Raw genomic sequence first — 12,456 nt, forward strand, 5'->3', positions numbered from 1 at the left:
TTGAAGCCTTCAATAACGGCTACCAATTCCAGGATTATCCGGTGGCAGCTTGCTATGTCGTTGGGTAGTTCCATTGAAACACAAAAATAAACTATTTTTCAATGCCCGATAACAATTTTGGAATCAGGCTAACCAGTTACTATTTTTCTTAGAAAACGTTGTGGACAAATGAACTGGGTTCAAAGCCAAGTAAAGAAACCCTTGTTCTGTCCCTCTTTTTTCAACTTGTTTACTTTATTAATTGCGCATTATGGCACGAAATTAGCAAAAAGACGCATCATGGAAAACCAAACATTCGACTTATGAAAAAGATTAATATACATACCCACTGGTGGCCACTGCTCTTCTTCGCTCTCCTATTATCTGGATGTGATAAGTCCTTGACCGAACCATCCGACGCCCATGCCAGCATTGCTGCTCATGAACATGGCGGCGAGGTAGCACGCGAATGGTTCAAGTTATTGTGTCGAGTGGTCAAAACCACCGATGGGTATTATCCACCTATGGCTGCCCGTGCTTTTGGATATATGGGCGTGGCTTTATACCAAACAGTACAGCCTGGAATGGCAGAATCGGCTTCCTTGGCAGGGCAACTCAACCAATTAAGTGCCGATAAACTGCCCAAAACGGATCCTACAAAGTCTTACAATTGGGGTATTGCCGCCAATGCCGCGATGGCACAAACCATGCGTAATTTCTTTGTTAACCTTAGGCCAAAAGACCGGAATTCATTGGATTCTTTAGAGTCTTACATGAACAAAGTATTGACAACCAACGAAAAAACTGAAACGGCTGCCCTTTCTGTACAGTATGGCAAAGAAATGGCCAATGCCATTTTTGAATGGTCGAAGAGTGATGGCGGACACGAAGGGTACCTCCGACCGCATGATGGCCTCGTTCCCAGTTCTGCGGCCTCTGCTTGGCAAGAAACGGGTTCAGGGCAAGGCGTCGGACCCAAGTGGGGAAACAATCGGCTCATGATTGCAACCAATAGTTCGGCCCAGATTCCCGCGCCACATCCGTTTTCTACAGATCCGAACTCCACGTTTTATAAGGAAGCCCTTGAAGTTTATACCCAGTCTCAGATCAATACAGAAGATCAAAAAGAGATTGCACGCTTTTGGGCAGACGACCCCTTTCTTACTTGTACGCCTACTGGACACACCTTTAGTATTTTGACACAACTTTTAGATGAAGACCGCGCCAGTTTGGCACGTTCCGCTTTGGCTTATGCCAAGATGGGCATAGCAGAAAACGATGCTTTTATTCGTTGTTGGTGGGTGAAATACGAGTATTTCTTGATCCGTCCCGTAACCTATATTAAGCGGTATATTGATCCAAACTGGAACACCCTTATAGAAACGCCGCCGTTTCCGGCATATGTTTCGGGGCATTCATCCGAGATTGGCGCCGCCTCCAAGGTCTTTACCTCTATTTTCGGGGCCAATCGGTCGTTCTCTGACCGAACACAGGTTTATTTCGGATTTTCAAGAACCATCCGCTTTTTCAACAATTTTGAGCAAGTGGCACAAGAATCCGCTTTTTCACGCCTATACGGAGGACTTCATTACCGGATGGATATTGAACGTGGCCTTGATCTGGGCTATCAAATTGGTGACCAAGTAAATCGGCTAAATTTTGGAAGACCAATATTGTAAGATATTGATCATAAATAACTTACAGCAATTTTAAATATTGATCTTCGCGCATAGACATGAGTTTCCGCGCCTCCTCGGTGGCGTCGTCATAGCCCATGAGGTGTAGCAGCCCATGCACAATATAACGGAGTGCTTCTTGTTCAAATACCGTATGGTATTCTGGTGCCACTTCTAAGGCAGTGTCTAAATCTACATAGATCTCGCCTTCAACCTGCCTGTGTGTGCGAATGTGGTGACCGGATTGCAGTGGAAAGGAAAGTACATCGGTTTCATAATCGTGGCCTAAATATTCGCGGTTCATGGCGTGAATGGCCTCGTGGTCCGATAAGACAATGCCCAGATAAGTTAAGGTAAAACCCTCGCCATCCAATACCAGATATACGAGGGTTTTAATTTTTTCCAGATCCAATTGCAGGCTAGCGTGTTCGTTTTCGATCGCAAGTGGTGCTTCGTATGGGGTCATATCTGGACTAACTAAGGTCGTTAAACAAGTCTTCCGTCATAGACAGGGCAACACTGCTCATCATCACTTCGGGCGGGAGTTGCGTAAAGTCTGCATTTAACAAGGCATCTTCTACGTTGGCATAGAGCGAACATCCTGCGCCTTTTTCAACGACCAATCCATTGGTGGCACCGTTACGACGAGCAAAGAAAATGACTTCACCCAATTCCTCACTGGCAATAAACCCGGTGCATCCCTGAAGCTGCAAAAAAGCATTCGAGGCAAAAACGGTGACCAATGAAAGGCTTTCCGCATGTGGGATCGCCACTTCTGGCTGAATTTCCAGCGCCAGTTTGCGTCCAGACGCGGGGTCTGAAAGCTCGTACCGAACCATCTGGCCTTCTTCCTTCGGCATGACACCGAGTGTTTGGCCAATATTGTTAAAATCAGAAGTTGAAAAAGTAAATGACATATCGGACATTTTTTATTTTGAGCGTCAAAAATAGTATCATCGCTGAAGAAATACAACCATGAAATGGGCTTCTCCATAACTTCCGGAACCACATGCAACGATATTTTTGCTGATGTCATCCAAAACAGACCGCTTCCGAGTGGCTTTGGTCTGAATTTTGCCTATAGCTTCTGGTAGAAAGGAAGCCCCCAGTCCCTCTGCTTACGACACGATCCCGTTTGGGATTCATCAAGGTACGGAAGTGGTCATTTTTCTTCGGTGTCAAGTAGGTTTTTTATAACACAGCAACCATTAGTTAACGATGAAACAGGTTCGATCCATTTTCCTTAGTCTGCTCATGTTGGGCGTATTGGTCATCATGCCGGGATGTGATACCCCCGCCGTAGTTGATGTTGCACCCGTTGGTGATATGATCTCCCCGAAAACCGGAAATGTTGTGGGCAGGATGGTTCGGGTATGGGTTCAAGCCCAAGCCATAAACACCGATGCTTTGGTCGAGAAAGTTTTGGTCTCCGTAAACGGTGTAGAAATAGGTGAAGCCAGCCGCTTAACAGCAGGCCCCAAGCCCATTTTTGAATATATCTGGGACTCGACCGGACGACCAGACGGATCCTATCAACTTCAGGCAGCCATTACGGACTCGGAAGGCGCGAGAACCATTACCCTGCCCCAAAGTGTTGTGGTGAACAACGGAAACGGGGCCGGCCCACGGGTTGCCATTACCAGCCATACCACAGGCCAACAAGTTCGTGGAGTCATCCAAGTGGATGCTACCGCACAAGAGCCAACACCCATCCAATCGGTCAGCCTCTTATTAAATGGTGTCCAGGTTTCGACGGATGCTTCGGATCCTTACAACTTTTTCTTGGATACACGGACATTGCCCATAGGTATGCACGTGCTACAGCCTAAATCCGTTGGCACCAATGGGAGCATTCGTTACGGCACAACCGTCACCGTTAATGTTACTGGCGGTTGAGTAAATATTGGCTCAAAAGGCATGAAGAAAGCTCCGGAGTTTTTCCGGAGCTTTTTCTTTTCCATTGCTTCTTTGACAAGAGTTCGTCTATCACGCATGGGATTCCCAAAGAGAATGCCTATATTGGCAGTTCTGTATAAAATTATTCACCAAACCATATCACCAAACATTATGGCAGATACCAGCGATTTTCGGAATGGCCTGACCCTTGTTTGGAACGGTGATCTTTGGACAATTATTGAATTCATGCACGTTAAGCCTGGCAAAGGTGGTGCATTTGTTCGTTCAAAGCTCAGAAATGTTCGTTCCGGCAAAGTGGTTGACAATACCTTCCGGGCAGGCGAACGGGTTGAGACCGCCCGCGTTGAACGGCACCAATACCAATTTTTGTACGAAGATGAGATGGGGCTCCATCTTATGCACACCGAGACCTATGATCAGATTCAAGCGCCACTCGCGAAGGTCATATCGGGCAAGGGCTTCTTCAAAGTAGATGGCCAAGTGGATGTTTTGATCCATGCTGAAACCGGTGAAATCCTGACCGTAGAAGTTCCCAAAACCATTGAAGTACGGGTAGAACAAACCGATCCAGGACTCAAGGGTGATACGGCTACTGGTGCAACTAAGCCTGCAGTTATCGAGACGGGGGCCACTGTCATGGTTCCGTTGTTTATCAACGAAGGGGACCTGATTCGTGTGGATACCACAAGCACCTCCGGTACCTATCTGGCACGGGTTAACAAATAAGAACCGATCTTGGGGTGTCCGAATGGGGTCATGGACCCGTTTCTGCACCCCTTTTCTTTTTTATCGGTTTTAGCCGCTTTTTAAATGCGTTTTCATCGTATCTTAGCGCATTCGACACCCTCCTTCTTTCACGCTCACCCACAAATATCATGGATCTCAAACATTTACGCGAATTGCTCCAAATGGTTGGAGAAAGTGGCGTAGCCGAAGTTGAAATCGAAGAAAAAGACTTTAAGTTGGTCATTCGCAAAAACGCCCCAACTATCAGTGTACAACATGCGGCCCCTATGCCTACCATGTACCCACCGATGATGCCTTATGCTCCTCCCTTACCTGCTCCCCTACCTGTACAGGCGGCAACGCCTCCTGCTCCGGCGCCCCAGCCGACTCCCAAAACCGAGGCCCCTATGGCCTCAGCGAGCCCTTCGGGACATGTGGTAAAAGCACCCATTGTTGGCACTTTTTACAGTGCTTCTTCTCCGGAAACGCCCCCATACGTCAAAGTGGGCGACTCGGTCAGCGAAGGCCAGACGCTTTGTATTATCGAAGCCATGAAACTAATGAATGAAATTGAAGCAGAGGTTTCCGGAACGGTTCTCCAGATTCTGGTTGAAAATGGGAAACCAGTCGAGTACGACCAGGCATTGTTTGTTATCGGTTAATCAATTTCTATTCTTATACCTGCATTTATGGCGATCAAAAAAGTACTTATTGCAAACAGAGGCGAGATTGCCCTTAGGGTTATCCGAACCTGCGCCGAGATGGGCATCAAGACAGTTGCCGTATTTTCTACGGCAGACCGAGATTCGCTTCCAGTTCGCTTTGCCGATGAAGCGGTGTGTATTGGCCCACCAGCCTCCAAAGAAAGTTATCTGCGCATAGACCGGATTATTTCGGCAGCCGAAGTGACGGGGGCGGATGCCATTCATCCGGGCTATGGGTTCCTTTCGGAAAACAGTGAGTTCAGTGCCATTTGCCAGGATCATGGCCTTAAGTTCATCGGGCCTTCTCCGGAATCTATTGACCTGATGGGCAACAAAAGCAAGGCCAAGGAGACCATGATAAAAGCGGGTGTTCCGGTTGTTCCTGGCTCCGACGGTGTGGTGACTTCCGAAGCGCAAGCCCTGTCTTTGGCCAATGAAATGGGCTATCCCATTATGATTAAAGCCAGTGCCGGAGGAGGTGGTCGCGGGATGCGCCCCGTCTTTGCATCATCAGAGCTATTGAAAGCGTTCAATACGGCACGTCAAGAGGCCGAAGGGGCCTTCGGAAACGGCGATGTATATATGGAGAAATTAGTTCTCAACCCACGCCATGTGGAAGTTCAAATCTTGGGTGATGGCAAAGGAAATGTTGTTCACCTCGGCGAACGTGACTGTTCAATACAACGCCGTCATCAAAAATTGGTCGAGGAAACACCTTCCCCCGCTGTTGACGACGACTTGCGCCAACGTATGGGCGAAGCCGCTTGTAAAGCCGCACGAACCCTGAATTATGAAGGGGCAGGAACGGTAGAGTTTCTTTTAGACGCCTCTGGGGCCTTTTATTTCATGGAGATGAATACTCGGATTCAGGTAGAACACACTGTAACAGAAGAAGTGACCGATATTGACCTGATCGAAATGCAGCTCAGAGTGGCCAATGGCGAATCTATTGATCCGAATTGGCAAATACCGATCTCGGGGCATTCCATCCAATGCCGAATCAATGCAGAGGATCCCTACCGTGATTTCCGGCCTTCTCCAGGCAAAATTACGGCATTCCATACCCCAAAAGGACATGGCGTGCGGGTAGATACACATGCTTCGGCGGGATATGTAATCCCCCCCTATTATGATTCGATGATTGCCAAACTCATTGTCAAGGCACGGACCCGTGAACTGGCCATTGCCAAAATGCGGCGCGCATTAAATGAATTTGTGGTAGAAGGCGTAAAAACCACCATTCCATTTCATCGCCAGTTGATGGAAGACCCCGGATTTATCTCTGGGCAATTCGACACGGGTTTCATGAGTGGTTTTAGCCTGAAATAATACCAACTGGCTTTTGAAAAAATCACCGGTATCATAGATTCGGTGATTTTTTCTTTTCGGAAATTAGGTTAACCTATGAGGTGGCTATATTTAGACCAAGGTTCACCAAGGCGCAAGGTTTTTTTTGAACACAGACTTCGGGAAGGGCACAACATGCCAAAAAGGTTGGGTCAGGTGGCGAAATTAGCATCAAAAATACATGCATCAAAAAATTGTTATTCTGGATTTTGGCTCACAGTTCACACAACTGATTGCACGACGCATCCGTGAATTGGGGGTTTATTGCGAGATTCACCCCTGTACAAAGCCTGTACACGAAGTAGAAGCCCTGCAAGCATCCGGTCTTGTGCTATCGGGCGGTCCCAATTCAATTTATGATGCCGGAGCCCCGCAGTTGGACCCCGCATTCTTGGACTTATACCGCTCGGATGGTAGCCTAATGCCCATACTTGGAATTTGCTATGGACTTCAAGCCATTGCCCATCTTCAGGGCGGGATCGTAGAACGGGCCTCTAAACGAGAGTTTGGCAGGGCACACCTGAATGCCGTTTATGGCGAACGCCTCTTTGCTGATATGCCCGAAAACGCCACTGTTTGGATGAGCCATGGTGATCATCTGACGGCACTGCCTGATGGATTTCGGGGCATCGCACACACCGAAAATGCACCGATTGCCGCAGTACGGTCGGATACAAAACCTATCTGGGGCGTTCAATTTCATCCTGAAGTGGCCCATACACCCGAAGGTAAAACCCTTTTCCGGAATTTTGTACTGGATATTTGTGGTTGTCTAGGGGATTGGACGGCGTCTTCGTTTGTTGAGGAGAAGATTGCCGAAATTCGGAAACAAGTAGGCGACCAACACGTGATTTTGGGCTTATCCGGTGGCGTAGATTCATCGGTGGCGGCGGTCCTACTGCATCAAGCATTAGGAGACCAGCTTACTTGTATTTTCATCAATAACGGTCTCCTGCGTAAAGGGGAGTTTTCGCAGGTTCAAGAAACTTTCCGCGATCATTTCCACATTCGGCTGAAAGCCGTTGATGCTTCCAATCGGTTTCTGAACGAGTTGGCAGGAGTTACAGACCCCGAAGCCAAACGCAAAATCATCGGACGGGTTTTCATCGAGGCTTTTGAGCAGGTGACCCATGAAATCTCGGATGAATTGGGGTTAAAGCCTGCATTCTTGGCACAAGGAACCCTGTATCCAGATGTCATAGAGAGTGTCTCGTTCAAAGGCCCCTCTGTCACCATTAAGTCTCACCACAATGTTGGAGGACTTCCTAAAAACCTTCCGTTTCAACTCATAGAACCTTTTCGCGAACTCTTTAAAGATGAAGTCCGCGCAGTTGGCCGTTTTATGAATGTTCCTGAAACCATTGTGGATCGTCACCCCTTCCCTGGTCCGGGACTGGCGATCCGCATTATTGGTGAAATCACACCCGAACGTTTGGCGTTGTTAAAAGAAGCCGATGCCATATTTATCGAAGAACTCAAGCAGAAAAAATACTATCTTGAAACTTGGCAGGCGTTTGTGGTGTTACTTCCCGTACAATCTGTGGGGGTAATGGGAGATGAGCGGACGTATGAAAACGTTTGTGCCTTACGCGCCGTCACAAGTGTGGATGGAATGACCGCAGACTGGGCCCATTTGCCACATGACTTTTTGGCACATGTTTCTAATCGTATTATCAATGAAGTTCGTGGAATAAACCGGGTTGTGTATGACATTAGTTCCAAGCCACCCGCAACCATCGAATGGGAATAGAACCAAAAAAATGATTGAAGCTATGAAACGTATTTTTCTCTTTCTCCTTTTGCTCTTGCCCGCGACAAGTGCGTCCGCACAGGCCGTTCCTAAAAACGAAGTGGCGGAATTTACCTTCGAGCGCGGTTTAGAATTGTACCGTCAGCAAGAATACAATTTGGCCTACCAACGTTTTTCGCGGGTTGTTTCGGACTTTCCGCTGAACCAAAAAACTACCGCAGCCATGTTGATGGGGGCACGGGCCTTGTTTTCGCAAGGGATGTTTAAAGAAAGTATCGAGTTGGCCAACCAACTTTTAAGCAAATATCCGGATAGCCGCTATGTTTCGGATGCCAGCAGGCTAAAAAGCATGGCATCTGGCCAGAACAATAACCCACAACAGCCCCAAGTGTTTAACCTAGGCATTGCCCTACCACTTAAAGCAAGTGACACCTATGTACGGGCCTTGTTTAACGGTATCCGAATTGCCGTAGAAGATTACAACAATTCACGTCCACGAATTCCAGTTAAAATGGTATTCCGAGACTCCGGCGGAGAACTGGACCCCGCTCAAATTGCCATGACATCGCTCATCCGAGATGGTAAAGTTGGTGCGGTCATCGGGCCATTGTTTAGTCAAGAGGCACTTTCGGCTGCCGAAGTTGCAGACCGTTCACAAGTAGTAATGGTCGCGCCTGTTGCAACCGAAAGTCGGGTTTCGGACGGAAAGCGCTATGTCTTCCAAGCCAGTTCGACCTTCACCATGCGTGGTCAACTGATGGCACGGTACGCCGTTTCCGATCTGGGATACAAAAATGTGGGGGTTGCTTATGAGAGCAATTCACAAAATGAACAAACCGTACAATCTTTCACTGCCGAAGTGAGGAGGTTGGGCGGAACGGTGGTCTTTAGCAAGGCATTGACCTCGGCCAGTGAATGGGCAAAATTCGGACGTTCCATTCCGGCAACCCAACTCGCGCAAGCCCAAGCTATCTATATGCCCATTAATGGCCGAGACGCGGCCCGAAATATCGAAAGTGCCCTTACATCGTTAGATCAGGTGCGCGCTACCAATGTGGTCTTGGGAAATTCCGATTGGCATGACTTGTCTAATGCCGATTTGGCAAGCCGTTATCGGGCAGCTTATACGAGCGATTTTTGGGTAAGCCCCACCGACCCGCGAGTTCAGGAATTTGCACGAAAATATCAATCCGTAACAGGTCAAATGCCAGATGAGTTGGGACTTTCTCATGCTGGTTACGATTTGACCAATTTTTTAATCACGCAAATTCGCAATACACCAGAAGGCAGTTCGCTCCAGCAACAAATCAGGACAGCCATACCGTTCGATGGACTGGGGCGCCGCTATGATTTCCGAAATGGCAATCAAAACCAAGCCGTTTTCTACCTCCGTTACCGCAATGGTCTGATTACCTTAGACCGTTAAGTTAAAATTACGGGTCGGTGTGCAATATTACAGGTGTTTCAGCGTTCCTGCGGGATCACTTGGCTCAATTTAAAACAAAAAATAATGTATCGCTTATTTGGAATAGTATTGCTTATACTGGCCACAGGTATTACAGCTTGTAGTGGTTCTAAGCAAAACAAGCAGAAATACCAGACGCCTCAAGAAGCATTTGAAAAAGGGAAAGCGCTCTACGAAAAAAAGCGTTATACCGATGCCATCGAGTTCTTTAAAGGTGTCTTCGACTTTGGCCGTACCAATGAATGGGCGGATGATGCCCAATACTATCTCGGCCTGAGCTACATGGGCGGCAAAGATTATATGGTGGCCGAACAAGAACTGATGCGATTTGTCTCGTTATACCGCTCGGATCCACGCTCCATCGAGGCGGAGTTCCAACGCCTGATTTGCTACTACAAGTTGTCGCCAACCTTTGAATTGGACCAAACCGATACCGACCGCGCCTTGACCAATATGAATATTTTCCTGCAACGGTATCCCAATGATGACCGAGTTTCTCAGATCAGTATTATGATCAAAGAATTACGAGAAAAACTGGGGCAAAAAGCGTATGAAGCAGGAAAAACGTATGAACGACGTGGATACTATCAGGCCGCTGCACATACTTTTGAACAGGTTCTACAAAATTATGCCGACACCTCTTGGGCAGACAATGCCTTGCTGGGTGCCATTCGTTCGTATGTTCTGTATGCCAAAAACAGTGTGGAAAGCAAGCAAGCAGAACGCTTCGATAAAGCCATTACAACCTACAACCGTCTCGTGGAGTTGTACCCGAAAAGTGAAGTACTAAAAACGGCAGAAGTACTTTATATGGAAGCCACCACCCTTAAATCCGCGATTAAGCCAAAATCTTGACCCACATTTGGATGAACAATTCCCTGTATCGTCTTGGATGCTGCAATCGTTTGACAAGGGGCGTAAAATGGCGTCTATAAGGCTTCAAGCAGAAGGATTGGAAATGCGGTTTGGACGCAGGTTACTCTTCCGTAACCTCGATATTCAGGCCTCCTCCGGAGAATTTTTGGCGATAACCGGACAAAATGGGAGCGGAAAATCCACTTTGGTGCGCATTTTGGCTGGTATTCTTGCACCAACGGCTGGAACGGTTCAGCTGTTGGCCGATGGCATAGAGCTAACGGAACGTCCCTTTTTTATCGGTTTGGTTGCACCATATCTAAACTTGTATGAAGGCTTTACCCTTCGTGAAAACATGCGGTTTGTTGCACGGGTACGTGGGCTTGGTACCACGACTGCAACCGAAGAGGCCCTGATTCAAAAAGTCCAACTCCAAGGACGCGCCGACGAATTGGTGGGGAATTATTCTTCCGGAATGAAGCAACGGGCACGTTTTGCGCTTGCCTTACTTACCAATCCACCTGTTTTGATGCTTGATGAACCAACCGCAAATTTAGATGATTCGGGCAAAGCCTTTGTATGGAATACGGTAGAAGAAGCCAGGGCGTCCGGCAAATTGGTTTTGGTGGCCACCAACGAAGCGGAGGAAGCAGAACGTGCAGAACGTCAAGTGAAGGTGGAGCGACCAAACATGAGATAAGTTTTTCTGGCCTCGCCTTGCTAACCTCGGCTTCGGAACACTTTATGTGCTGGTTAACCCAATCTCTCCATCCATTTGTACACTCAAAAGACAACACGAATATGCAATTTAATGCCTTACCACCCGACGCCCAAGCGTGGGTTTATATCGCAGACCGTCCACTTAGTGCATCGGTTCAACAAGCGGTTCTGGAACAATTAAAAACCTTTTTTTCCACTTGGAAGTCTCATGGCCGTCCGGTTCGAGGGGCAGCACGGTTTTGGGCAGATCGTTTTTTGTGTGTAGGCGCATTTATAGAAGGTGGTACCATTTCGGGCTGTGGGATAGATGCTTCGGTACATGCCATTGGTGCCGTTCCCGAAGCATTTGGCTTTGCATGGGAGTCTCCACTCAAGGTGTTTTATCGGGATGCAACGGGTGCTGTCCAATCTGTACCGAGAGCGGTTTTTCGTAAAATGGTACAGGAACAGCATGTTGGTTCGGAAACCATCGTTTTTAATCCAGGCATTACTGAAGTACAAGCCCTTGAAAATCAATCATTTGAATTGCCCTTAAAAGACGCTTGGCATGCAAGAGTTTTCCGATTACCTGCTGCAACGTCCGTTTAAAGCGCCATGCTCCATTCGGGAAAAGTATCTTTCCAAACTTCCGACTGCACCATCTCGTGTGGCGGAAGATCGGTGAGAATGCCAGAGCGATTTATGAGCCAAAAGCGGTTTGCAAACGAAAAGGCCAGATGAAGGTCATGGGTAGTAATTAGCAGGGCTTTTTTTTCCGTCGTCGCCCACTGATACATCAACCTAAATAATGCTACTTTTCCGGGAAAGTCCAAAAAAGCAGTAGGCTCATCTGCCAAAATAAGGGGCGTTTTTTGTGCCAATGCACGCGCAATCATAAGCCTTTGTCGTTCACCATCGCTCAATTCCATCAACAATCGGTCTGCAATATGAGCAGCTCCGGTTTCTTGAATGGCTTCCTCGACGCAGTGTTGGTCTTCGTGCGTCAATTGGCCACTCCAGCCAGTAAATGGATACCGTCCCAGGGCTACCAACTCGCGTCCTGTAAGGTAACCCGCCTCCACACGATCGGTCAGGATCAGGGCGAGGTGTTGTGCGCGTTGCTGAGGCGACAAACTGCGAACAGGGACTTGTTTCCACATGAGGCTTCCGGAAAGGGGTGGAAGCAAGCCTGCCAGTGTTTTTAATAAGGTAGATTTTCCTGCACCATTTGGCCCAATCAAGCAAACCAGTTCTCCCGCTTCAAGCCGTAGGTTTAGTTGCTTCAGAAGCACGTTCTTCCGATGTCCAATAGCCAAGTTTTCGGTGGAAAGCATAACG

Annotated in this window: 13 protein-coding genes; 10 read left to right on the forward strand and 3 right to left on the reverse strand. The window is 47.8% G+C overall.

Annotated features, from left to right (window positions below):
• The first annotated feature begins 302 nt into the window (after positions 1-302).
• On the forward strand, positions 303-1,658 hold the full coding sequence (locus JNN12_11975; protein ID MBL7979049.1) for a vanadium-dependent haloperoxidase: 1,356 nt from the start codon (positions 303-305) through the stop codon (positions 1,656-1,658).
• Between the two features lie 19 nt (positions 1,659-1,677).
• On the opposite strand, the gene ybeY is transcribed toward JNN12_11975, so the two are convergent.
• Both ybeY and JNN12_11985 read right to left on the reverse strand, forming a co-directional pair.
• Positions 1,678-2,121 carry an rRNA maturation RNase YbeY gene (gene ybeY, locus JNN12_11980; protein MBL7979050.1) on the reverse strand — a complete coding sequence of 148 codons (444 nt, stop codon included), beginning with the start codon at positions 2,119-2,121 and terminating at the stop codon, positions 1,678-1,680.
• A gap of 7 nt (positions 2,122-2,128) precedes the next feature.
• Positions 2,129-2,572 (reverse strand): hypothetical protein, encoded by a 444-nt coding sequence (locus JNN12_11985; protein ID MBL7979051.1) that lies wholly within the window; start codon positions 2,570-2,572, stop codon positions 2,129-2,131.
• Between the two features lie 301 nt (positions 2,573-2,873).
• Here JNN12_11985 and JNN12_11990 point away from each other — a divergent pair, with 301 nt between their 5' ends.
• From JNN12_11990 to JNN12_12030, 9 genes are all read left to right on the forward strand, one after another.
• Positions 2,874-3,551 (forward strand): hypothetical protein, encoded by a 678-nt coding sequence (locus JNN12_11990; protein MBL7979052.1) that lies wholly within the window; start codon positions 2,874-2,876, stop codon positions 3,549-3,551.
• Positions 3,552-3,722: 171 nt separating this feature from the next.
• Positions 3,723-4,298 (forward strand): elongation factor P, encoded by a 576-nt coding sequence (gene efp, locus JNN12_11995; protein MBL7979053.1) that lies wholly within the window; start codon positions 3,723-3,725, stop codon positions 4,296-4,298.
• A 149-nt stretch (positions 4,299-4,447) separates the two neighbouring features.
• Positions 4,448-4,960, forward strand: a complete 513-nt coding sequence (locus JNN12_12000; GenBank protein MBL7979054.1) for an acetyl-CoA carboxylase biotin carboxyl carrier protein — start codon at positions 4,448-4,450, stop codon at positions 4,958-4,960.
• A 27-nt stretch (positions 4,961-4,987) separates the two neighbouring features.
• Positions 4,988-6,331, forward strand: coding sequence for an acetyl-CoA carboxylase biotin carboxylase subunit (gene accC / locus JNN12_12005; protein MBL7979055.1), 1,344 nt, complete (start codon positions 4,988-4,990; stop codon positions 6,329-6,331).
• A 199-nt stretch (positions 6,332-6,530) separates the two neighbouring features.
• The gene (gene guaA / locus JNN12_12010; GenBank protein MBL7979056.1) at positions 6,531-8,099 is read left to right on the forward strand and encodes a glutamine-hydrolyzing GMP synthase; all 1,569 of its coding nucleotides are present in this window, start codon (positions 6,531-6,533) and stop codon (positions 8,097-8,099) included.
• A gap of 22 nt (positions 8,100-8,121) precedes the next feature.
• A complete protein-coding gene (locus JNN12_12015) occupies positions 8,122-9,525 on the forward strand; it encodes an ABC transporter substrate-binding protein (protein ID MBL7979057.1) in 1,404 nt (467 codons plus the stop codon).
• Positions 9,526-9,609: 84 nt separating this feature from the next.
• Positions 9,610-10,419 (forward strand): outer membrane protein assembly factor BamD, encoded by an 810-nt coding sequence (gene bamD / locus JNN12_12020; protein ID MBL7979058.1) that lies wholly within the window; start codon positions 9,610-9,612, stop codon positions 10,417-10,419.
• A 7-nt stretch (positions 10,420-10,426) separates the two neighbouring features.
• Positions 10,427-11,119 carry an ABC transporter ATP-binding protein gene (locus tag JNN12_12025; GenBank protein MBL7979059.1) on the forward strand — a complete coding sequence of 231 codons (693 nt, stop codon included), beginning with the start codon at positions 10,427-10,429 and terminating at the stop codon, positions 11,117-11,119.
• A 101-nt stretch (positions 11,120-11,220) separates the two neighbouring features.
• Positions 11,221-11,727: a hypothetical protein gene (locus JNN12_12030; GenBank protein MBL7979060.1), complete on the forward strand. Its 507-nt coding sequence runs from the start codon at positions 11,221-11,223 to the stop codon at positions 11,725-11,727.
• On the opposite strand, the gene JNN12_12035 is transcribed toward JNN12_12030, so the two are convergent.
• Positions 11,724-12,452 carry an ABC transporter ATP-binding protein gene (locus tag JNN12_12035; GenBank protein MBL7979061.1) on the reverse strand — a complete coding sequence of 243 codons (729 nt, stop codon included), beginning with the start codon at positions 12,450-12,452 and terminating at the stop codon, positions 11,724-11,726. The genes JNN12_12030 and JNN12_12035 overlap by 4 nt on opposite strands.
• Positions 12,453-12,456 lie beyond the last annotated feature (4 nt).

The organism is Bacteroidetes Order II. bacterium, assembly GCA_016788705.1.
Taxonomy (GTDB): Bacteria; Bacteroidota; Rhodothermia; order Rhodothermales; family UBA2364; genus UBA2364.

Coding starts and splice junctions, on each gene's coding strand:
- ybeY (MBL7979050.1), bottom strand. CDS start 2,121: ATGACCCCATACGAAGCACCACTTGCGATCGAAAACGAACACGCTAGC.
- JNN12_12035 (MBL7979061.1), bottom strand. CDS start 12,452: ATGCTTTCCACCGAAAACTTGGCTATTGGACATCGGAAGAACGTGCTT.
- JNN12_12030 (MBL7979060.1), top strand. CDS start 11,221: ATGCAATTTAATGCCTTACCACCCGACGCCCAAGCGTGGGTTTATATC.
- JNN12_12000 (MBL7979054.1), top strand. CDS start 4,448: ATGGATCTCAAACATTTACGCGAATTGCTCCAAATGGTTGGAGAAAGT.
- JNN12_12015 (MBL7979057.1), top strand. CDS start 8,122: ATGAAACGTATTTTTCTCTTTCTCCTTTTGCTCTTGCCCGCGACAAGT.
- accC (MBL7979055.1), top strand. CDS start 4,988: ATGGCGATCAAAAAAGTACTTATTGCAAACAGAGGCGAGATTGCCCTT.
- JNN12_11985 (MBL7979051.1), bottom strand. CDS start 2,572: ATGTCATTTACTTTTTCAACTTCTGATTTTAACAATATTGGCCAAACA.
- guaA (MBL7979056.1), top strand. CDS start 6,531: ATGCATCAAAAAATTGTTATTCTGGATTTTGGCTCACAGTTCACACAA.
- bamD (MBL7979058.1), top strand. CDS start 9,610: ATGTATCGCTTATTTGGAATAGTATTGCTTATACTGGCCACAGGTATT.
- JNN12_11990 (MBL7979052.1), top strand. CDS start 2,874: ATGAAACAGGTTCGATCCATTTTCCTTAGTCTGCTCATGTTGGGCGTA.
- efp (MBL7979053.1), top strand. CDS start 3,723: ATGGCAGATACCAGCGATTTTCGGAATGGCCTGACCCTTGTTTGGAAC.
- JNN12_11975 (MBL7979049.1), top strand. CDS start 303: ATGAAAAAGATTAATATACATACCCACTGGTGGCCACTGCTCTTCTTC.